Genomic DNA, 21,061 nt, shown 5'->3' with positions numbered 1-21,061 from the left:
TATTCACGTGGTCGATTAATCCCCGCCCTAGTGAACCGGGGCCGATTCCGAAACCCGGGCATGGTATATTTCGGGTGTGAGCAGCGCGCACGAGCCCGAGAAAAAGTCCGAGAACTCCACGATGCAGAGCATGCATCGTGGAATGCAGATGCTCGAATTACTCGCGGAACAACCGATGCGCGCGAAAGAACTCGCCGAAGCCACCGGGGCGAAATGGGCAACCGCGCACCGCACGCTGACGTATTTGCGTGACAATGGCTTCGTCCGTCGTGACGACACAACCGGTCTGCACTACGTCGGCCGTCGGATGTTCGCCATCGGGTCCGCCTACCTCGGCGATCATCCCCTGTTCACGACGAGCGAACCGCTGATGCGGACGGCGGCCGACCGGATCAGCGGCTTCGTTCAGATCGCCGAGCGTGACGGGCATTCGTCGGTGGCCATTGCCAGCGTCGAACCTCGTGTTCCCGTTCCCACCCTGTCCTACGCGAATACGTACCGTGCCTATCCTCTCCACACGGGGGCCCGCGGACTGGTTCTGCTCGCATACTGCCCCGACGAGTTCATCGACTCCTACGTAAAGGGACCGCTTCGTTCGTTCACCGAGTACACGATCACGGACCCCGACGCGTTGCGGGCCAAGCTGAACCAGATCGTGGCCGATGGCTATGCCTCCAGCGACCGGGATGTCACCACCGCCACGTGTGGAATTGCGGCCCCGATCCGGAATGCGGCGGGCGAGGTGACGGCGTCGGTGTCGATTGCCAATTACCGCGAACAGATGCCGCCGCGGGACCTGGTTCTCCACGAGGTTCTCGGGCTCGCCCAGTCCTTGTCCCAGCTGATGGGCTGGCGAAACCGGTAGGTCTTCTCCGTGTCGCCGAGGGGAAAGACCTACCGGCATCGTCTAGCTCTTGACCGCGATCGCTTCGAACTCGATCAGCATCCGCGGATCCACCAGGCCGGCGACGTAGACGAACGTCGACGGCGGACGGTTCGGAATCCATTTGTCGCGGACGGTGCGGATCTCCGGCAGAGTCTCCGGGTCGGTGAGGTAGCCGGTGATCTTGACGATGCGGTCCATCGAGCTTCCCGCCGCGCGCAGGGCACGCTCGAGGTTCGCAAACGCCCTGTCCGCCTGAGCCGCGGCAGAAAGATCCTCGCCGATGTCACCCGACTCGTCGTGGGGAACCGCACCCGAGGTGAATACGAGATTCCCGGCTTCCGCCGCCCAATGCCATGCAGCATCTGCTTGTAGCCCCGGCACGGTCACGTACTTCATGTCGTCGCTCACTGTGGTCATCGGTCAGTCCTCGTCGACGATGGCGACAGCGCGAACGAATCCCGCCGTGCCGCCGGCGATCTTGATGGGCAGCGCGATGACCTTGAACCCGTGTGGGGGCAGCTGGTCGAGATTGGCGAGCTTCTCGATGTGCGCGTACTCGATCTCGAGGCCGAGGAGATGGCAGGGCCACAGGTACTTCGGGTCCTTGCCGTGCCTGTGGTAATCGGCGGCCCATGCGGCGTACGGACGGTCGTAACTCCACGCATCCGTTCCCACGACCGTGACGCCCTGCTCGAGGATCCATTTGAGCGCCTCACGGCTGGGTCCGCCGCCACGGGTGGTGTACTCCGGCTTTCCCCAGTACTTGTCGTTTCCGGTCATCGTGAGGACGATGTCGCCCGGCTTGATCGTGTAGTCCATGTCCTTCAGCTTCTGCTGAATTTCCGCGAGGGACACCTCCGAGCCATCTTCGGCATCACTGATGTCGATGACGACCCCGTCACCCATGCACCGTTCGAGGGGCCACTCCTCGATGGTCTTCGGCTTCGACCCGTCCGCCATCACCGGGCCGAAGTGCCACGGTGCGTCCATGTGTGTGCCGGTGTGCGAGTTCATGTCGATATGTTCGACCGCGAACGCGGCACCAGGGGTGGGCCAATGATTCGGATCGATGTCGTAGTGCTCTTCGTTGTACTGCGCCCCGAGGACGTGGGGCTCGAACACCACTCCCTTGCCCTCCAGGGTGGGGTCACCGTCGGTGACCATGGAGATGTCGATGATTCTGCTCATCTGCTTACTTCCTCATTTCTTTCGATTGGTCGCACTCTGGATCTCACAGTGCGACAGTGGAGGTGGTAGGTGCACAGTCAGCTGACTGTGAGTTTCCGGTCTTCCTCGACCGGCTCGGCGGCGCGCTTCATGCCCAGCAGGCCCACGAGGGCAGTGAGCACCGAGATCGCTCCGACCGCAATCCAGCCGGCCGCGAAACCGTGAGCGGGGACGATGTTCCCGAACACCACGGGGACGACGAACCCGCCGACCGCGGCGAGGGTGAGCATCACGCCGACCGCAGTGCCGACCTGTTCGGGATCGATCTTCGACAGGTCCGCGGGCACTCCCAGCCAGGCCGGGTAGCTGAAGACGAAGAGGAACCCGATCGCGAAGGAGATGAACCACAGCAGGGCATCGGGGGCGACGGGGATCGCGGCGATCAGTGCCCCCATCAGAAGGAGGGGAACGACGATGACGGTTCGGTAGTTGCGGACCAGGTCCGCGACCTTGCCGCCGACCAGACTTCCGGGGATTCCCGCCAGGGCCAGGATCGCGGCGAGCAGACCGCCCTGGCCGGGGGTGAAGCCGCGTTGCGCGACCGCGTACTCGCTGAACAGCTGCGATGCTGTGAAGTAGGCGCCGTACACGCCGAGCATCGCGATGCCGTAGATCCACAGCTGCTTGTCGACCAGCGCCCGAACCAGGCCGGCGCGGCTGATCCGGCCGCCGTGGAGTCCATCGACGCCGCGCGGGGTGTGGAACCACAGGGCAACCGCCGCCGCCAGAACGATATTGACGATGCCGCAGATCGCAAGCATGCCGCGCCATCCCGCGAGGTCGGTCAGGTAGATGCACGCGTAGAGACCCAGGGCGACACCGGTACTGAACGCCGCACCGCACGCGATGCCCAGGGCGAGGTTGATCTCGTGGCCGCGGAACCACACACTGACCGCGGCGACAGCGACGGCGATGAAGATGGACGCGCCGACACCGGCGATCACCCGGTACAGGGCGAGATCGAGAAAACCGACCGCGACACCCGACAGCGCCGCACCGGCCCCCTGCAGCACCATTCCGAGGACCAGCGTGCGTTTCATCCCGAGCCGGGCCGCGATGATGCCGCCCGGGACGTGGGCGACCCCGTAGCCGAGGACGAACAGCGCGATCAGCAGGGCGAGCTGCTCGAAGCTCACGCCGAGGTCCTCACTGATGGGTGTGAAGGCCGACGCGATGTTGAACCAGTTCAACGTCAGGCTGACGTAGCCGAGGACAAGCAGGGCGAGCATTCGCCATCGGGCCTGGTAGACATCGCTACCGTCAATTGTCGACAATGGGGGTTCCTTCCATCGGTACACACGCCGCCGGGCACGGCGGCTGTGCAGGGGGAGAGCAGATACCTCAGATCACCCGAGGCGATGGCAGTTCGTAGATCGCTACGAACTCGTGAGCCACGATGTGACTCAGGTCTCTGCCGGGTAGTCCGAATCTATCCTTTCCCAACAGGATTGGGCAGATGGAAGGACCCGACCATCGTCAATATCGGGTATCAGTCGGAATGATGTTGTCCGGCAACGCTGTGGACGCGGACCACGACGCACCTTCGGCGACGAGATGCTGGTACTTGATCAACCCACGCGGCGAGTTGAACGAGATGACGCCGGTGACCCGGTCGTCACGACCGTAGAGTGCGACGAATCGTTCCTCGCCCGGTCCGCCGCTGACGAAACACACCTCGTCCGTGGGCCGCGGGCAGCCGACCATCTGAGTTCGCTTGCGGTATTGGTCCGACCAGAAGCTGGGGACGGCGCACAACGTCGACTTCTTCGCGGCGGCAACGATGTTCTCCGCCACGACAGTCGCCTGGAGGGTGGCATTGTTCCAGTGCTCGCTGCGTACCTGCGTCCCGTAGTAGTCCGAGTACCAGCGGGCAGCGTCACCGACCGCGTAGATCCCCGGCACGTTGGTGTGCCCGCCGTCGTCACAGAGGACGCCGTTGTCCACCTCGACGCCGGAACCGTCGAGCCATTCGGTCACCGGCGCACCGCCCACGCCGACCACGACCAGGTCGGCAGGGAGAAGTCGTCCGTCGGTCAGCCTGACTCCGCTGACGCGCCCGTCCCCCACCAGTTCCTGGACACCCACCCCGAGTTCGAGGTCGGTGCCATGACGTGTGTGCAGGTCCGCGAAGTGGGATCCGACGATGGGTCCGAGGACGGTTCCCAAGGGGGTCGGTTGCGGGTCGACCAGGGTCACCGACTGCCCGCGACTGCGCACACTCGCTGCCACCTCCGCACCGATGAACCCGGCACCGACGACGACGATGTTTCGGGCACTGTCCAATTCGGCTCTGAGTGCGAGAGCATCCGGCAGCGTCCGAAGAACGTGGACACCCGCGAGGCCTCCCATGAATGCGGGTCGCCTCGCCCGCGAACCCGTGGCCACGACGAGCGCGTCGAATTCGAGAATCGTGGCGTCGTCGAGGGTCAGAGTGTGTCGCGACGGGTCGAGCGACAGTGACGTCGCCCGGCGTCCGAGGCGAAGATCGAGATCGAGTTCGTCGATCTCCTCCGTGGTCAGTAGATACAGATCATCCGGATCGATTGTGCCGGTGAGCAACTTCTTCGACAGTTCCGTGCGGTCGTAGGGCGATTGCACGTCCTCTTCGCCGACGAGGGTGAGACCGCCTGCGTATCCCAGGCGCCGCAGTTCCTGGATCACATTCATGCCGGCGAGGGAGCCGCCGACGACAACGATGCGCTGGAACCTACTCATCACGGGTTCCCAACGCTTTGGCGGGGCAGGATCGAATCGCCCTGCCGGTCTTCGTGTGCAAGGACTCGGGCGGGTTCTCCTGCAGCAGGATCACCTTGTTCTCGTCTTCGTCCAGATCGAAGACCTCAGGGGCTTCGAGCATGCAGCTACCGTAACCACGGCACTTGCCGGCATCGGCGGTGACACGCATGATTACACCTCGCTGTTCCGGTCGGCCGCAACTACCGGCGGGCGGGATTGGTTTCGTGACAACATTGTTCGTTCCTTCTCGAGTGGTGCCGTGCAGCACGGCACAGGGGGCGCTCAGCCGACGAGGTATCCGCCGTCGATAGGCAGTACGACACCGGTGATGTAACCGGCCTCGGCGGAGGCGAGGAACGCCACTCCGGCCGCTACCTCGTGTACATCTCCCGGCCGATCCATCGGGATGTTTCCCCCGACGGGTGAGGGATCGTCGGGGACGGATCCCCCGGCTCGCCGGAGTGCGGCCGCGCTGGTGGTGAACAGGTCGGTGGGAATCCACCCGGGGGCGACGGCATTCACACGCACGCCTCGACCGGCATACTCCGCAGCAACTTTCAGGGTCAGACCCACGACCGCGTATTTCGAGGCGATGTAGGCGGACCCGCCTCCGCGGGGCACCAGCCCGGCCGACGAGGCGACGTTGACGATCGCCCCGCGGCCACGTTCCGCCATGAGCGTTCCGACCGCGCGGATCAGATTTGCCGTACCCAGGACGTTGACACGCAGGACCCGTTCCCAGGTGGCGGATGTGAGCTCGCCGAAGTCCAGGTTCTGGTCGAAGATTCCGGCGGCATTGACCAGGACGTCGATCTCTCCCAGGTCACAGGTGATCTCTCCGATCACCGAACGGACTCGCTCCTCGTCGGTGATGTCCGCGGCGTAGGCGATGCTGCGACCGCCCGTCCCGGAGACTATCTCGGCCGTGCGTGTGGCGCCCACGTCGTTGGCGTCGATCACCGCGACCGCATATCCGTCGTCGGCCAGTCGGGTGGCGACAGCGCGCCCGATTCCGCTGCCGCCACCAGTCACCACGGCTACGCGTTCGGCCCAGTTCGCCATGGCGCTCATGCTCCCGCGGGCTTCTTGGTGCGGAGTAGATCCACCGACGTCCCGATTCCGTTCTGCACGGCCCGGTCGTAGACCACCTTGGCCGCGATCAGGTCCTGCAGCGCGGTGCCGACCGACTTGAACACGGTGATCGCGCCTGCGTCGAGGGCGGGCGCCTTGCCCACAGCGAGGTCGGCGAGGGTCACGAATTTGCCTTCGAGGAGCCCCTTCTCGTCGGCGGCGATCAGATCCCCGGACTCGATGCGGGCCTGTTCGGGCGCGTCGCTGACCACGAATGCGGCGCGGTCGACGACGTCGGTGTCGATCTCCCGCAACGAAGGCATGGTGGATCCGATCGACAGGACGGTGGTCCCGGGCGCGAGCCACTTGCCTTCGAGGGCGATGCGTCCGGTTCCGACACCGGTGTTGGTGGCGACCACGACGACCGGCGCGGCGGCCGCCTCGGCCGGCTCGGACACCGGGACGACGTCCACGTCGAGGCGTGCGGCCATCCGCTCGACAAATGCGTTCCGCCGCTGCGGGTTCGGGCTGAAGACCCGCACCCGCTTGACGTCGAGGGCCGCGAACACTCCCTCGAGGTTCGTCTCCGCCTCCAGGCCGGAGCCGATCACCCCGATCTCGACGCCGGTCTGCGGAGCCAGGAACCCGGCCGCCACACCGGTGGTCGCTCCGGTCCTGGCAGCGGTGAGGTATGCCCCGTCCAGCTGAGCGAGTAACTCACCGGTCCGCTCGTCGAACAGGCCGATCAGGTACTGGACCCCGCCCTCGGCGACCTGGTTGAAGACCTTGAACCCCATCAAGCCCGCGCCGTCCGCCACGCCGGGCATCAGCCGGAAGAATCCCGGTGTCGACTCCAGATTGATGCGGTCGGGCAGTTGTGCACCGCCGCGGGCCTGTGTGCGGTACCCCTCGCGGATGGCGCTGACGAGGCCGGGCATCTGCGTGAGGCCTCGCACGTGCTCGTCGGTCAGTAGCAGCATTGGTTGTTCTCTCTTCCGATTGGGGGCGTGGGGGCATCCTCGGGGCCGAACGGCTGGTCGAGGTACGCGGAGATGGTGTCCTCGTTCTGCCAGCTCAGTCCCTCGAGTGCCAGGGCGTCGAGACGGATCCGGTGATCCAGCCGGAGCGAAGTGATCTCGAGCCGTTGCCCGTTGCGGGTCAGGATCTTCCGCACCCGCACAGCGGTGAACTCGTTGACGACGGTGAACTCGGCGGCGACGGTACCGTCACCGGCGTTCGGTGCGGGCGAGTCGCCCTGGGTTCGCGTGCAGGGAACGGTCATCAGATCACCATTCGCAGGTGCGGCAATCTGACCACGCTCTCGTCGAGATGGACCGTCCGTTCCACCAGGCCCCAGCCGTCGCCTCGGCGACGCAGGATGTCATGCCGCCCGGCCGCCGTCATGACCACTGGATCCGATTGGTGGACAACGGTGACGAGCACATTCGACGTGACCGCAACCTCGCCGGTTCGCCCAGCGTCGGTGACGGACAAGACCGAGACGAATCTCCGCGCCCGCTGGAGCGGCACCTCCCCCCAGGAGAAGTCGATGTGATCCGGTTCGAGGCGCCTCGCCCATAGGTTGGCCAGGGAGTCGCGGGACTCGTCGAGCAGATATGCGCCGGCCACGAAAGGTGACTGTGACGGGTCGTCGCGGGTCACGGTGACGGGAATCCGGTAGACGAACTCGGGCTCGAGCAGCGGAATCCACCGCGCGTAGTCGTGTGCGTCGAGCAATGCCGTCTCCCGGCCGTAGAATCTTCTCACGCTGGTAAAGGTGGCATCGTCCGTATCCGCGACGTCGATACGTTCGCCGGTCAGCATCGGTCCGCCTTCCCGGCCGTGCGGGCGCAGGTTCTGTCGTCGTCGAGCAGTTCGGACCACCTGCGGAACATTTCCCGCTGGTTGACCTCCGAGTGATCGGCGTCGTAGACGGCGCCGGGCCAGTCGACACCGTCGGCCGGTTCGATACCGACACCGCCTGCGTAGACGAAATCGGTGGACTGCGAGACCCGACCGCGGCTCATGTCTGCGACGGATGTCCAGTTCTGGAAGTCGTCGGTGTCGAAGATCCCGGCGAGACCGACCATTCGGAGGTTCGCGCGCTGCGAGTGCTCGCGCTGCTGCTCGTCGTACCACCCCGGGACCAACGCGAACATGACCAGTTCGCAGTGCATCTCGTCGACCGGCTGCCACTGGCGGAACTGCACGTACGACACCGCCGGGGTGTCGTCACCGGAGGTGAGCGCTGCGGCGTCGATGAAGGACAGGTTGGGAAATACATTGCCGTGCAGCACAGACATTCTCGACATGAGATCTGCCTGCCTCGGGTCGAGTCCGGCCGCAATGTCGGACCAGCGGTCCTCCGGATAGCCGAGAAACACCGGGGCTTCGGACTCCAGTCCGTAGTGTTGGACCCGGAGCGTATGCCCGTTGCCGGCGACGATGCATCGCCCACGCATCGCATCCATCGAGACGCCGTCGAGCTGCGGAAAAGCCTCGGTGTTCAGATACGTGCCCAGGTCGATCGGGCTCTTGTGCGTCGTTCCCAGGTGATAGCCGTCGCCGGCGAAGTTCTCCGCGCCGAGCTTCCAGTTGGTTCGCACCAGGGCGCGCGCCGGCGGACCGACGACCTGCAGATCACCGGCCTTGTCGAGCACGGCTTCGAGATACCAGGCCATGTCGCCGAGTTCGTCGAGCAACGTGGGTGCGTCCGGGTCCCAGCTGGCGAAGATCAGCCCGTGAAAGACGTCGACGTTCGGCGGCCCGACCAGGTTGTACTCGCTCTTGTCGAAATCCGCGTCGAAGACCTGCTTTCGCTCGGGCACTCCACGCAGCGTGCCCTTGTTGGAGAAAGTCCAGCCGTGGTAGCTGCACCGAAAGTGCGATGAGTTGCCCATGTCGGCACGACACAATTGATTGCCTCGGTGTGTGCACGAATTCAGGAAGATCCGGACGTCGCCGGTCTCGTCCCGGACAACGATGACGTCCTCGCCTCCCAGCTTCCTGGTGACGTAATCGCCTGGCGACGGAATCTCGCTCTCGTGGGCGACGAACAGCCAGCACCGGCCGAATATTCGTTCCATCTCGGAATCGAATTCGTCTCGGCCCCAGTAGGAACGGCGGCTCACGCGAGTGACGTCCGCGGTAACACGTGTCATCTGGATGACCCCTATCAGGAGTGGATTGATACACCAACGAAATGTCCACATAATGGATATTGGGTCCGTCTGGTGGATGTGATGACGGTAACAACGGCGTGCCGCAGATGTCAAAGGGGTGCCGCAAAGTCGCGCGGCGCCACGTCATCGACCTTCCATGCACCCCCGCCACACAACGAATTCGAGAAACCGTTGACGCCGGGCGCGGCCGGTGTTAGCGTCCAGGAATCCACATATCGGTCCACATATCCACTATTTGGATATCGATACGGGATTACCACCTTCCTGCGTGCCGCCGTCAAGCGTCCTGCTGGGCACGGGCCACAGCCGACACCGTCCCTGCTCCTGCTCCTGCTCCTGCGCACCGCACACAGAATCCGACGAACGGAGTTCCCTTCATGAGCTATTCCCGATCCGACGCCCGCGCCTGGGCCCAGGCGAACATGAAAGGCATCTGCGGATGCCTCCTGCCCACCTTCACCAGCGATCTGAAGGGAATCAACGAACGCGCGATCAGGCACGACATCGCTCGCGAGAAGGAGCTGGGAATCTCGGGCGCACTGCTCGTCGCCGAATGTGGCACGACTTTCGACGAGCTACTGCAGGTCACGGAGATCGCTGTCGACGAAGCCGCCGGCGGACTCCAGACTGTCGTGCACGCTGTGCTTCCCACCCTCGAAGACAACATCGCACTGGTGCGCGAGTCCGAGCGTCTGGGCGCGGACATCGTCCTGGTCTCCTACCCGCTCACCTTCTACCCGAAGTCCGAGGAAGAAGTCTTCGAGTACACCCGCGCGATCGCCGAGAGCACCGATCTGGGAATCATCGTGTTCGCGATGCACTTGTGGAACTTCCGCCGTTTCCACCCCAGTCACTTCTCGCCGGACCTGATCGGCCGGATGATCAACGAGATTCCGAACGTCGTGGCCGTCAAGACCGAGGTGGGCGGTCCGGGAGTCGGCGGCATCGCGCAGATCTTCGAGCGCTACCGGAACGACGTGATCGTGATGGACCCGATCGAGTCGAACTCACCCGCCTGGCACGCCGCGTACGGCATGCAGTGGATGGGCACCTCCAACTACGAGGCTTACGGCCCCTGGGTTGCCCGCTACTTCGACTTGATGCGCGACGGCAAGTTCGAGGACGCGATGGAGATCTACTGGAAGCTCCACCCGATCCGGGAATCCGACGCGGTCGTGGTCGGTCAGGCACTCGCAGGCACCGCCATGGTGCCGAGGTACCTGTGGAAATACCAGGGGTGGCTCAACGGATTCAACGGTGGACCGCTGCGAGCGCCTCAGGCCCGGATCAACGACGGGCAGATGAAGCAGTTGCGGGCCGGTGCCGTCGCCGCCGGACTCGACGTGACCACCTCACTCGACGAGGAATTCCTGGTGGGTCGCAACCCGGCCTGACCCTCGTTCCACACCAGACAGCCACCGGACCCTGGCCGGACCCAGAAAAAGAAGGAATGTCTCATGTCGCTCAACTCGGCCACCCTGCCCCGCGAGTTGGTGATCGGCGGAAGCCCGGCCGAACGCACCCGGGCGTCGATCGACGTCCTGAATCCGTCCACCGGTGCGCTGATCGCCACGGTCCCGGACGGCACCGTCGAGGACGGACTGGACGCGGTCGCCGCCGCGGCGGCGGCCCTTCCCTCCTGGCGCGCCACCAGTCCGCGCGAACGCGCGGAAGTCCTCCGCCGATGCTGGGAACTGATGACCGACCGCGCCGAGCACATCGCCGAACTGATCTCCACCGAGAACGGGAAGACTCTCGCCGATTCGCGGGCCGAAACCGCATACGCCGCCGAATTCTTCCGGTGGTACTCGGAGGAGGCGGTCCGTGCGGTGGGACAGCTCAGCACCTCGCCGAACGGTGCCAACCGCATACTCGTCGAGTACGAGCCGATCGGCGTCGCGGTGCTCGTCACCCCGTGGAACTTCCCGGCTGCGATGGCGACGCGCAAGATCGCGCCGGCCCTGGCGGCGGGCTGCACCGTGGTACTCAAACCTGCAACCGAGACCCCACTCACCAGTCTGCTCATCGCGAAGATCTGCCGTGAAGCCGGCGTTCCGGACGGCGTGATCAACGTGGTGACGACCTCACGCGCGGGCCAGGTCGTCTCCGCGATGCTCCACGACTCACGCGTACGGGCGTTGTCGTTCACCGGCTCCACCGAAGTCGGCCGCACCCTGCTGCGCGAGTCGTCGGACTCGATCCTCAAGACGGCGATGGAACTCGGCGGCAATGCGCCGTTCCTGATTCTCGAGGATGCCGACATCGACGAGGCGGTCGACGGACTGATGATCGCCAAGATGCGCAACGGGGGCCAGGCGTGCACCGCGGCCAACCGCATCTACGTGCACAGGTCGCTCATAGACGAGGTCGCCGGTCGTCTCGGACAACGCATGGGCACACTGCGTGTCGGCGCCGGCACCAGCGAGCGTTCGGAGTGCGGACCACTGATCAACGACAAGGCCGTCGACAAGGTGGAGCAACTCGTCGACGCCGCCGTCGCCGACGGTGCGTCGGTGCTGACCGGCGGCCAGCGGCCGATCTCGAGTGGCTCCTTCTACTCCCCCACCGTCCTGGTCGGTGTCGACCCGCAATCGGCGATCGTGCGCGAGGAGATCTTCGGACCGGTCGCATCGTTGATCGCCTTCGACACCGACGACGAAGCGGTCGCCGCGGCCAACAGCACCGACCTCGGGCTCGCGGCCTATGTCTACAGCGGCAATCTGCAGCGCGCCCTGTCCGTCGCGAGCCGGGTGGAAGCCGGCATGGTCGCCGTCAATCGAGGTTTGGTGTCCGACCCCGCGGCACCGTTCGGCGGCGTCAAGCAGAGCGGACTCGGCCGCGAGGGCGCGCACGAAGGCCTGCTCGAGTTCATGGAAGCGAAGTACATCGCCACCAACTGGTGACGACACCGCTCATTTCCCAGTTCAGCTCCAGGAGAAGACATGTCCTTTCCCTCAGTCCATCCCATCACGCACGTCCGCTCGGTCACCATCGCCGTCGAAGAACTCACCACCGCGTCGAACTTTTACCGCGACCTCTGGCAACTCGATCTCGTCACGAATGATGACGGCAAGGCCTACTTCGGAACCGGATGCGCCGACAACTACGCCATCAAGCTCCGCGAAAACGATGTCGCCGGAATCGAACTGACCACGTTCAATGTGACCGACCGCGCCGGAGTCGACTTCCTAGCCAAGCGGGTCGCCGACAGCGGAGCCCAGATCATCCGTGAACCCGGCGACCGCGGCGACTTCGGCGGCGGCTATTCATGCATCTTCTTCGACTGCGACGGGCGCGCCATCGAACTCGCCGCCGAGGTCGACCAGCGAATCTTCCGCGAAGTCGAAGCCGGCGAGTCCCGACCGAAGTTCATCAGCCACGTCGTGTTCAACACCGCAAACCTGCAGAAGACGATCACATGGTACGGCGACGTCCTCGGCTTCAAGATCTCCGACTGGCTCCAGGACTTCTTCTGCTTCATGCGCACCGGTCGCTGGCACCACATCATCGCCTTCGCCCAGTCGAAGAACACCAGCCTGAACCACGTCTCGTTCGAACTGTACGGAATCGACGAGTTCATGCGCGGCACCGGCCGTATGATGCGGGCCGGACACCAGCCACTGTGGGGCCCCGGCCGCCACGGCGCCGGTGACAACACCTACTCGTACTTCCAGGAGCCGTCGAGTGGCTTCGTCATGGAGTACACGACCGCCCTCCAGGTCATCGACGAAGAGCACGGATGGACTCCCAAGGTGTGGGGCACCAGTCTCGAGGAACAGGATCAGTGGGGTACCGCCAACGTCTTCGACGAGGTGATCCTCGCCAAGATGGCCCCCTCGGACGATCCCGTTCTGTGGACGCCGCCGCAACTGTGAGTCGCACCAGCCGGCATCAGGCACCGGTGACGACCGCGTTCAGAAAGGCGGGCGGAACCGTCGGCCATTCCGCACGCCATCGCGTCGTGCGTTGCCGTTCGAGGAGTCGAGAGGCCACTGCCACCACCCTCGGTCCCGCGTCGCACATCGGACGAACGAGACCCAACTCGGCGCACTGCGCGGCAAGTGGCACGAGTTCGCTCTCGGCGTCGTCGTCCCTGCCCGACGCGGACAGGCAATCGGTGAACAGAAGTCGTGCCTGCAGGAGCGCCCGCGGCCGATTCTGAGCAGCGACCGCCTGCACCAGGGCGCCCGCCCTGGTGCAGGCGAGGTCGACCCGTTCAGTCGACGGCTCGGCAAGCAGTCGGCGAATGGCACCGGACTCTGTCAGCTGCACAGTGATTGCCTCGATGCCGGTAGACGGACCCTGATCGGGTTTCACCGACGAAGGGGGCACACCACCGCCCTCACTACCCTGGTGCCCCCGAGCGTCGGACGGGACGGGGAGCCCGAGTCGACTCCTCTCGTCGTCGATCCGTGCCGACAATCGCGGCAGCGACATCGTTCGGGCAATTCGATCTCCTTCATTCAACAATGTTGTTGCAGAATCCATGTCACCCGTCAGGACCTTGACTCGGTACCCGGTGGCATAGATCGCGATCATGAAGTCGACCAAACCGATCTCGGATCCGAGCGCACGACCCTCGTCGAGTAGGCCTTCGGCTTCGTCGAGTCGGTTCTGCTCATACATCAGTTCGCCGAGCAGTGCACTGGCCATCCGGGCGGCATGGGAATGGATCCCCATCGATTCTCTCGCGACTCGAAGTGCTTGCCGATAACTTTCTTCGGCTGCCACGACGTCCAGTTGCTCATTCGCGGCGAGACCGGCGTAGCAGTGTCCATACACCGCGCTGAAGGGACCGGTGGATCGTCGGTGATAGTCGGCGGCCCATTCCTGGAGATTTCGCGCCGCGTCGAACTCGAACCGGCAGATCCTCACGAACGACACCAGATTCGCTGCCACCGACACGATCCACGGGTTCACTGCTTCCGGCTCGACCAGGCAACCCGACACGAGATCGCCCACCCGGTCGATACGATCGGCGGTGACGTCCAGGACCGCGCGGACGAGGTCTGATTCCAGCACCAGGTCGGAGTCGGTGGTCGGAAGCGATTTCTGTGCGAGACAGGCTTCGGCACGGTCCAATGCCTTCTGCGCGGACGCCGAACGATGCAGCGACACATCGGCCCACGCGACGGCAATCTGCAATCGCGGGCGCGCCAGGATCACCTCCCGCGGAAGCTTCGCGACCAGACCGAGGAGTGTGGCCAGCTGCCCGTGCGTCACCAGGACCATGCCGTGGGTCTCCACGAGTTCGACCGCTTCATCGATCTCGCTCGCCGCAAGGGCGTGATCGACCGCCTCGCTCAGCAGATCATGGTCGGCGAACCAACGAGATGCGATTCTGTGCAGTTCTCGCATCCGCTCGGGTTGGTCTCGTTCCAGCCGGGCACGCAGAAACTCTGCAAACACACTGCTGAACCGACACCACTCCCCGTCGTCGTCCACCCGGTACAGAAACAGGTCTCGATTCTCGACGTCCTCCAGCATCGCGCGACCATGCTCGCTACGGGTGAGCGACGAGGCGAGGTCCCCGCAGATCCGCTCGGGAACGGAGATCGACAGCAGGAAGTTCACGGTCCTCGGTTCGAGGGAACTCAGGACATTCTCCACGAGATAGTCACCGACCCCCCGGTGGCGGCCCGACAGCTTCTCGACGAACGTCGCAAGGTCTCCCTTGCCGCGCAGCGCGAGCGAAACCAGTTGAAGCGCGGCCACCCACCCGTCGGTCGACCTCACAATCGAGGCGACCTGTGCGTTCTCGAGCGCCAGCCCACTCAACTCCACGAGAAACTCTGTCGACTCCGCGAGGTCGAATCTCAAATCCGTGGAGTCTATTTCGACCAGCTCGTCACGAACCCGGGTCCGGCTCATCGGGAGGCCGGACTTGTTTCTGCTCGTCACGATGAGCTGCAGATGGTGGCAGCCGTTGTCTATCAAGTACTCCACAGCGGCGACGGCGGCGTTGTCCGTGACACGATGCCAGTCGTCGATCACGATCGCCACACGCTCACCCCCCTCGTGGATCTCGTCGATCAACGATGCGAGGACGAACCGCTCGACGTCGTCTCCGTGTTCTTCCAGCACCCGGCCCAACTCTTCGGCGAGGGTCGGCCGGACCTGCCTGATCGCCTCGATCAGATGGGCAAGGAACCAGACCACGTTGTTGTCGTCGTGGTCGACCGCGAGCCATGCCACCGCGATTCCGTCCGCGCTCAACTGCTTTCGCCATTGGGCGGCCACTGTGCTCTTGCCGAATCCCGCAGGACCGTGAATCACGATCAGGCGACGACCTCGGCCCGCGCGAAGAAGCCCGCTCAGCCGGGTGCGGTCGACCAACGGGCGGACGGAAGTCGGCGGTCGGTACTTGGTCCGAGGGGTGGGCGGCGTCAACCGTGGACGGCGCCCGTCACCCCTCCCCCGCTCGCCCGGCAGGGCCATATCGTCGATGGTGAGCGAGTGCCGACGCTGGACGAGACGGAGTTCGTCGCCGAATTCGACAGCGGATCGCGGGCGGTCGGCCGGATCCTGTTCCATCGCGTGCTCGATGGCGGCGCAGAGATCATCCGGAATCTCGTCGCATCGCAGGTCCGGGACCGGTTGACGCGCAACGCGAAGGAATTGAGCTACGACACTCTCCCCGGACCGGCGCTCGAACGCAGCGTGGCCGGTGACGAGGCAGAACAGTGTCGCTCCGAGAGCGTAGACATCAGAGGCTGCTGTCGGAGTCTGCCCGTGCAGCACCTCGGGAGCAGTGAATGCAGGTGAGCCGGTGATGATGTTCTCGGACGTTTCGAAGCCACCCTCGATCCGTGCGATCCCGAAATCGGTCAGGGCAGGTTCACCGTAATCGGTCAGCAGGACGTTGGACGGTTTGATGTCGCGGTGAAGAATGCCGGCCCCGTGCGCAACTTCGAGGGCACCTGCCAGCCGGACTCCGATGCTGACCGCTGCTCGCCAGTCGAGAGGCCCGTCGCCACGAATCCGGGCATCGAGCGAACCGCGCGAGTGGTAGGGCATGACCAGGTACGGATGCCCCGTCGCCGTGACCCCGGTATGGAAGACGGCGACGATATTGGGATGCCCGGACATAGCGCCCATAGCCCGCTGCTCGCGGAGGAATCGCTCCCTGTTCTCACGATCGACATCCGACCGAAGGACCTTGATCGCGACGGTGCGGTTCAGGTTGGGCTGGTCGAGCCGATACACCGTGCCGAAGCCGCCTCGGCCCACAACCTGGGCGTTCTCGAAGCCTTCCGCCTCCAGTTCGGGCACGATCCCCGCGGCCGCGTCTCGCTGAGTGGCTAGCGGATCGAATTCGGCCATCGCCGGCCTCGACTTCCGGATCGACTGTCTGCACTGTCTGCACTGCCCGCGCCTGACGCGGCACGATCAGCATAGTGCCTGGTGAACGGCGAAACTACTGACACATTCTCGGCCGAAGACCCCGTTGTGAGCGAGTACGGTTACACGAGGGCCCCGGGATAGGAAGGCGACAGTTCTCATGTCCGCCGCACAACGCAAGTCGGGAAATTTGCCGTGCGAGCTGACGAGCTTCGTCGGCCGGCGCCGTGAAGCCGCCGAGACGAAACGCTTGCTGTCCGTGTCGCGGCTGGTGACGCTGACCGGCATCGGCGGCGTGGGTAAGACACGGCTCGCACTCCGAGTCGCCGACGACGCTCGCCGCGCGTTCGCCGATGGGGTCTGGCTCGTCGAACTCGGCGAACTGCGAGCGCCGGAGTTGGTCGAAGAGACCGTTGCTACCGCGATCGGCGTGCGGGAGCAGTCGGCGCTGGGAACGTCGGCGATCCTGCAGAGACATCTGGCCGACCAGCAGCTGCTATTGGTCCTGGACAACTGCGAGCACCTGGTGGCTGCCGTCGCCGCGCTGGCCGCGACACTGCTGAAGAACTGCCCGAATCTTCGGATCCTCGCAACGAGCCGAGAGGCACTGGGAATCGACGGCGAAGCTGCCCTCCGTGTCCCTCCGATGCCGGTTCCGGAATCGACCCGATTCTCGGTTCCCGCGGGGCTGGCGCAGTACGACTCCGTGACTCTTTTCGCCGAGCGGGCGTCCAGGGCTGTCCCCGGCTTCGCGATCACGGACGACAACGGATCAACCGTCGCCAGAATTTGTGAACGCTTGGAAGGATTGCCGCTACCGATCGAGTTGGCAACCGCTCGGCTGCGGGCGATGACGGCGCACCAGATCCTCGACCGGCTCACCGACCGATACCGGTTACTGACGTTGAGCAGCCGCGGCGCTCCGTCTCGCCAGCAAACACTACGGCTGTGCATCGACTGGAGCTATGACCTGTGCACTCGGAGCGAACGTGAAATGTGGTGCCGCCTGGCGGTGTTCGCCGGTGGATTCGAGCTGGATTCCGCCGAAGGCATCTGTGCGGGTGGCCTCGAACCGGAGGCATTGCTCGATGTGATCGCTTCGCTGGTCGACAAATCGATCCTGATTCGTGAGGAGGCCGGCGACGTCGTCCGCTATCGGCTGCTCGACACCCTTCGCGACTACGGCCTGGAACGGTTGCGTGCATCGGGCGAAGTCGACGAGATGAGGCGGAGGCACCGCGACTGGTACGAGCGTCTGGCATCGGATGCTCGATCCGGGTGGATCGGCCCCCGACAACTGGAATGGGTCGCCCGGTTGAATCGCGAACAGCCGAATCTTCGTGACGCACTGGAATATTCCGTGTCCGAGCTAGCGGAGGCCGAGTCCGGTCTACGGATCGCGAACGACATGTATCTGTTCTGGCGCTCGTTCGGTCTACTGAACGAGGGTCGACGCTGGTTCGACCGTGCGCTGGCCCATTCGTCCACGATTCAGACCACCGACAGGATCACCGCCTTGCATGCCGCAGGCATGTTGGCGGGGGCGCAGGGCGACCTCGAGGCTGCGAGTGCCCTCGTGAGCGAGGGCCGAGATCTCGCCGACGAATCGGGCGACACCGCGATGACGGCACTCGTGACTTCGGCCGAGGGATTCGTCTCCCTCTTCCGCGGCGACGACCTCCGCTATGCGGTCGAGTGCTTCCAGACGGCCCGGGACGTCTTCCATGCGCACGGCGATCCCCTTCAGGAGATGTGGGCACTCCTCGGCCTGGCCCTGGCGAGTGCACACCTCGGAGACGTCACACGAGCAGTGGAATGCCAGCGGGCGATCCAGGAAATCAGCGAGGCGCACGGCGAATCCGTGTACCGCGGGTGGTCACTGTGGACCGCGGCGCTGGCGATGTGGCAGCGCGGAGACCACGAGCGGGCCGGCAGCTTCCTGGAGGACGGGCTACGACAGACGCGTCGCGCGGACGACGTCGTCAACTCGGCGTGGTGCATGCAGATCCTGGCCTGGATCGCCGCCGACAATCACCTGCCGAAACGTGCCGCGACCCTCATGGGTGCGGCCGAAGCACTGTGGCAGGGTGTGGGCGGCCCGGCAGCGGTCTTCCCGCAACTCGCCGGCCACCACGACGAACTCGAACGACGAACGCGCCGTGACCTCGGCGAACGGGAGTTCGACACCGCCTTCCGGCACGGGTCGGGCCTCGACTTCGAGGACGCCGTCGCGTTCGCCCTGAACGAGCAACCACGAGCGATCACGAATTCGCCCAGCGACCACCCGTCCCTGAGCCGGCGCGAGCAGCAGGTCGCCGAACTCGTCGCAGAGGGACTCACCAACAAGGCGATCGCGACCAAGCTGGTCATCTCGCAACGCACAGCGCAGGGCCACGTCGAACACATTCTCGTCAAACTCGGGTTCACGTCTCGGTCCCAGATCGCCGCCTGGGTCGTCGAGCAAGGTCGGATCAGCCGGCCCTGATCAGCCCTTGCCGACCAGGTCGAGCACCCACGCGAATTCGAACGCTACTTCTTTCCACTTCTCGTAGCGTCCGCTGACGCCGCCGTGTCCGGCGCTCATCTCGGTCTTGAGGAGCAGGGGCGTGTCGCCGGTCTTGGTGGCGCGTAGTTTCGCGACCCACTTGGCCGGTTCGACGTAAAGGACCCTGGTGTCGTTGATGCTGGTGATCGCGAGGATCGCCGGGTAGTCCTTGGCCTCGACGTTCTCGTACGGACTGTACGAGCGCATGTATTCGTAGACGTCGGGGTTCTCGAGCGGGTTACCCCATTCGTCCCATTCGATGACGGTGAGCGGCAGTGACGGGTCGAGGATCGAGGTGAGCGGGTCCACGAAGGGAACGTTGGCGAGGATGCCGGCGAACAGTTCGGGTGCCAGGTTGGCCACCGCACCCATCAGCAGGCCGCCTGCGCTGCCGCCGTCGGCGACCAATTGCTGCGGCGTGGTGCGTCCGGTGTCGATCAAATGCCGTGCGCTCGAGACGAAGTCGGTGAAGGTGTTCTTCTTGGTGAGGGTCTTGCCGGTCTCGTACCAGTGCCGGCCCATCTCGCCGCCACCACGCACGTGCGCGACCACGAACACCACGCCGCGGTCGAGGAGGGACAGTCGCGCGACGGAGAACGCCGGGTCCATGCTCGCCTCGTAGGAGCCGTACCCGTAGAGGAGCGTGGGGGCGGGACCGTCGGCGCCGTTCGTCTTCCGGCGGACGATCGACAGCGGGATGCGCGTCCCGTCGTCGGCGACGGCCCAGTCGCGTTGCTGCTCGTAGTTGGCGGCGTCGAAGTCGCCGAGCACGGGTTGCGACTTGCGCAGGGCGAGTTCGCCCGTCGTCAGCACGTAGTCGTAGACCTGGCCGGGCGTGATGAACGAGGTGAACGCCATCCGCAGTGTCGGCTGCTGCCATTCCGGATTGGCCCCGAGCCCGACGCTGAACAGTTCCTCGTCGAACTCGATCTCCGTGAACTCGCCGTAGCCGTTCTCGCCGAGCGGCCAGATGGCCAGCCGGGTCAACGCTTCCCGGCGGTATCCGAGCACCAGGTGATCGGCGAACGCGTCGACCTCCTCCAACCGCACGTCGGACCGGTGCGGGATGAGGGTGGTCAGCGATGTCGGGTCGGACACCGGCGCCTCGGCGAGCACGAAGTTCTCGGCCTTCTCGCCGTCGACGACGTCGTTGTGCATGATCAGGAAGCGGTCTTCACCGGCGACGACGGCGTGCTCGACTCCGTACTCGACACCTTCGCGCCGCGGCAGCACCACCCGGAACTCGCCCTCGGGGTTCGCCGACTCGAGGACCCAGCCTTCGCTGGTGATCTTCGACCCCACCCAGATCATGAGGTACTTCTCGCTGCGTGTGGACCCGACCGACACCCAGAACCGCTCGTCGGGCTCGTGGAACACGGAGACGTCCTGCTCGCGGTCGGTGCCGAGCTTGTGCCGCCACACCGTGTCGGGTCGCCAGGACTCGTCGACGGTGAGGTAGAAGACGTGACTGTGGTCGATGGCCCAGGTGACGCCGGGCGCGGTGTCGGTGATCTCGTCGGGCAGCAGTTCGCCGGTCTCGAGGTTCTTGAAACGCAGCGTGTAGCGCTCGTCGCCGACGACGTCCACGGAGTACGCGAGGAGCGTGCCGTCGTGGCTGAGGGAGAAGGCACCGACGGAGAAGAAGTCGTGGCCTTCGGCCTCGGCGTTGCCGTCGAGCAGAATCTGCTCCCCGGTGAGTTCCACACCCGGGGTCAGCTCGGGCGGGGTCCAGTCGTCGGGGCCGCTGATCGGGGCCCGGCACTGGACGCCGTACTGCTTGCCTTCGATGGTCCGGGCGTAGTACCACCAGTCGCCCATCCGGGTGGGAACCGACATGTCGGTTTCCTGCGTGCGGGATTTGATCTCCTGGAAGATCTGGTCGCGCAGCGGTGCGAGGTGCGCCGTCTCCTGCTCGGTGTACGCGTTCTCGGCCTCGAGGTACGCGACGACCTCGGCGGCTTCCTTGTCGCGCAGCCACTCGTACTCGTCGACGAACGTGTGACCGTGGTGGACGCGTTCGGTGGGGACGGTCTTCGCGACCGGCGGGGTGAGTTTCTGCCCTTCGGAGGTCAT

At 65.0% G+C, this 21,061-nt stretch carries 17 protein-coding genes; 5 read left to right on the top strand and 12 right to left on the bottom strand.

Annotation, left to right across the window (positions count from 1 at the left end):
- Positions 1–76 precede the first annotated feature (76 nt).
- Positions 77–865, top strand: coding sequence for an IclR family transcriptional regulator (locus RJ1_RS02645; protein WP_073358332.1), 789 nt, complete (start codon positions 77–79; stop codon positions 863–865).
- A 42-nt stretch (positions 866–907) separates the two neighbouring features.
- Here the strand turns inward: RJ1_RS02645 and RJ1_RS02640 are convergent, their stop codons facing one another.
- From RJ1_RS02640 to RJ1_RS02595, 10 genes are all read right to left on the bottom strand, one after another.
- Positions 908–1,303: a RidA family protein gene (locus RJ1_RS02640; RefSeq protein ID WP_083400515.1), complete on the bottom strand. Its 396-nt coding sequence runs from the start codon at positions 1,301–1,303 to the stop codon at positions 908–910.
- Between the two features lie 3 nt (positions 1,304–1,306).
- The gene (locus RJ1_RS02635; protein ID WP_073358331.1) at positions 1,307–2,074 is read right to left on the bottom strand and encodes a cyclase family protein; all 768 of its coding nucleotides are present in this window, start codon (positions 2,072–2,074) and stop codon (positions 1,307–1,309) included.
- Positions 2,075–2,151: 77 nt separating this feature from the next.
- The gene (locus RJ1_RS02630) at positions 2,152–3,387 is read right to left on the bottom strand and encodes an MFS transporter (protein WP_143048900.1); all 1,236 of its coding nucleotides are present in this window, start codon (positions 3,385–3,387) and stop codon (positions 2,152–2,154) included.
- Between the two features lie 202 nt (positions 3,388–3,589).
- A complete protein-coding gene (locus tag RJ1_RS02625; protein ID WP_073358329.1) occupies positions 3,590–4,828 on the bottom strand; it encodes an NAD(P)/FAD-dependent oxidoreductase in 1,239 nt (412 codons plus the stop codon).
- Complete coding sequence (locus RJ1_RS02620; RefSeq protein ID WP_073358328.1) at positions 4,821–5,018, bottom strand: ferredoxin; 198 nt, start codon at positions 5,016–5,018, stop codon at positions 4,821–4,823. The genes RJ1_RS02625 and RJ1_RS02620 overlap by 8 nt, the downstream gene beginning before the upstream one ends.
- 113 nt (positions 5,019–5,131) lie before the next feature.
- Positions 5,132–5,920: an SDR family NAD(P)-dependent oxidoreductase gene (locus RJ1_RS02615; RefSeq protein WP_073358327.1), complete on the bottom strand. Its 789-nt coding sequence runs from the start codon at positions 5,918–5,920 to the stop codon at positions 5,132–5,134.
- The gene (locus RJ1_RS02610) at positions 5,917–6,900 is read right to left on the bottom strand and encodes an ornithine cyclodeaminase family protein (protein ID WP_073358326.1); all 984 of its coding nucleotides are present in this window, start codon (positions 6,898–6,900) and stop codon (positions 5,917–5,919) included. The genes RJ1_RS02615 and RJ1_RS02610 overlap by 4 nt, the downstream gene beginning before the upstream one ends.
- Positions 6,888–7,202, bottom strand: coding sequence for a dihydrodiol dehydrogenase (locus tag RJ1_RS02605; protein WP_338049570.1), 315 nt, complete (start codon positions 7,200–7,202; stop codon positions 6,888–6,890). The genes RJ1_RS02610 and RJ1_RS02605 overlap by 13 nt, the downstream gene beginning before the upstream one ends.
- Positions 7,202–7,744: an aromatic-ring-hydroxylating dioxygenase subunit beta gene (locus RJ1_RS02600; protein ID WP_073358325.1), complete on the bottom strand. Its 543-nt coding sequence runs from the start codon at positions 7,742–7,744 to the stop codon at positions 7,202–7,204. The genes RJ1_RS02605 and RJ1_RS02600 overlap by 1 nt, the downstream gene beginning before the upstream one ends.
- A complete protein-coding gene (locus RJ1_RS02595) occupies positions 7,738–9,006 on the bottom strand; it encodes an aromatic ring-hydroxylating oxygenase subunit alpha (RefSeq protein ID WP_073358324.1) in 1,269 nt (422 codons plus the stop codon). The genes RJ1_RS02600 and RJ1_RS02595 overlap by 7 nt, the downstream gene beginning before the upstream one ends.
- Before the next feature lie 473 nt (positions 9,007–9,479).
- On the opposite strand from RJ1_RS02595, the gene RJ1_RS02590 reads away from it, so the two are divergent.
- From RJ1_RS02590 to RJ1_RS02580, 3 genes are all read left to right on the top strand, one after another.
- Positions 9,480–10,496, top strand: a complete 1,017-nt coding sequence (locus RJ1_RS02590) for a dihydrodipicolinate synthase family protein (RefSeq protein ID WP_073358323.1) — start codon at positions 9,480–9,482, stop codon at positions 10,494–10,496.
- A 63-nt stretch (positions 10,497–10,559) separates the two neighbouring features.
- Positions 10,560–12,005, top strand: coding sequence for an NAD-dependent succinate-semialdehyde dehydrogenase (locus RJ1_RS02585; protein ID WP_073358322.1), 1,446 nt, complete (start codon positions 10,560–10,562; stop codon positions 12,003–12,005).
- Positions 12,006–12,044: 39 nt separating this feature from the next.
- On the top strand, positions 12,045–12,977 hold the full coding sequence (locus RJ1_RS02580) for a VOC family protein (RefSeq protein ID WP_073358321.1): 933 nt from the start codon (positions 12,045–12,047) through the stop codon (positions 12,975–12,977).
- A gap of 16 nt (positions 12,978–12,993) precedes the next feature.
- On the opposite strand, the gene RJ1_RS02575 is transcribed toward RJ1_RS02580, so the two are convergent.
- The gene (locus RJ1_RS02575; RefSeq protein WP_073358320.1) at positions 12,994–16,425 is read right to left on the bottom strand and encodes a serine/threonine-protein kinase; all 3,432 of its coding nucleotides are present in this window, start codon (positions 16,423–16,425) and stop codon (positions 12,994–12,996) included.
- A 178-nt stretch (positions 16,426–16,603) separates the two neighbouring features.
- Between RJ1_RS02575 and RJ1_RS02570 the strand changes: the two genes are divergently transcribed.
- The gene (locus RJ1_RS02570) at positions 16,604–18,928 is read left to right on the top strand and encodes an ATP-binding protein (protein WP_073358319.1); all 2,325 of its coding nucleotides are present in this window, start codon (positions 16,604–16,606) and stop codon (positions 18,926–18,928) included.
- On the opposite strand, the gene RJ1_RS02565 is transcribed toward RJ1_RS02570, so the two are convergent.
- Positions 18,929–21,061, bottom strand: coding sequence for a S9 family peptidase (locus RJ1_RS02565; protein ID WP_073358318.1), 2,133 nt, complete (start codon positions 21,059–21,061; stop codon positions 18,929–18,931).

Source organism: Rhodococcus jostii NBRC 16295 (genome assembly GCF_001894825.1).
Lineage (GTDB): Bacteria > Actinomycetota > Actinomycetes > Mycobacteriales > Mycobacteriaceae > Rhodococcus_F > Rhodococcus_F jostii.
The sequence above is the reverse complement of the archived record's forward strand: the minus strand, read 5'-3'. Positions and strand labels throughout refer to the sequence as shown.

Coding starts and splice junctions, on each gene's coding strand:
- RJ1_RS02610 (WP_073358326.1), bottom strand. CDS start 6,900: ATGCTGCTACTGACCGACGAGCACGTGCGAGGCCTCACGCAGATGCCC.
- RJ1_RS02570 (WP_073358319.1), top strand. CDS start 16,604: ATGTCCGCCGCACAACGCAAGTCGGGAAATTTGCCGTGCGAGCTGACG.
- RJ1_RS02625 (WP_073358329.1), bottom strand. CDS start 4,828: ATGAGTAGGTTCCAGCGCATCGTTGTCGTCGGCGGCTCCCTCGCCGGC.
- RJ1_RS02615 (WP_073358327.1), bottom strand. CDS start 5,920: ATGAGCGCCATGGCGAACTGGGCCGAACGCGTAGCCGTGGTGACTGGT.
- RJ1_RS02640 (WP_083400515.1), bottom strand. CDS start 1,303: ATGACCACAGTGAGCGACGACATGAAGTACGTGACCGTGCCGGGGCTA.
- RJ1_RS02575 (WP_073358320.1), bottom strand. CDS start 16,425: ATGGCCGAATTCGATCCGCTAGCCACTCAGCGAGACGCGGCCGCGGGG.
- RJ1_RS02635 (WP_073358331.1), bottom strand. CDS start 2,074: ATGAGCAGAATCATCGACATCTCCATGGTCACCGACGGTGACCCCACC.
- RJ1_RS02580 (WP_073358321.1), top strand. CDS start 12,045: ATGTCCTTTCCCTCAGTCCATCCCATCACGCACGTCCGCTCGGTCACC.
- RJ1_RS02590 (WP_073358323.1), top strand. CDS start 9,480: ATGAGCTATTCCCGATCCGACGCCCGCGCCTGGGCCCAGGCGAACATG.
- RJ1_RS02595 (WP_073358324.1), bottom strand. CDS start 9,006: ATGGAACGAATATTCGGCCGGTGCTGGCTGTTCGTCGCCCACGAGAGC.
- RJ1_RS02585 (WP_073358322.1), top strand. CDS start 10,560: ATGTCGCTCAACTCGGCCACCCTGCCCCGCGAGTTGGTGATCGGCGGA.
- RJ1_RS02565 (WP_073358318.1), bottom strand. CDS start 21,061: ATGACCTCCGAAGGGCAGAAACTCACCCCGCCGGTCGCGAAGACCGTC.
- RJ1_RS02600 (WP_073358325.1), bottom strand. CDS start 7,744: ATGCTGACCGGCGAACGTATCGACGTCGCGGATACGGACGATGCCACC.
- RJ1_RS02620 (WP_073358328.1), bottom strand. CDS start 5,018: ATGCGTGTCACCGCCGATGCCGGCAAGTGCCGTGGTTACGGTAGCTGC.
- RJ1_RS02605 (WP_338049570.1), bottom strand. CDS start 7,202: ATGACCGTTCCCTGCACGCGAACCCAGGGCGACTCGCCCGCACCGAAC.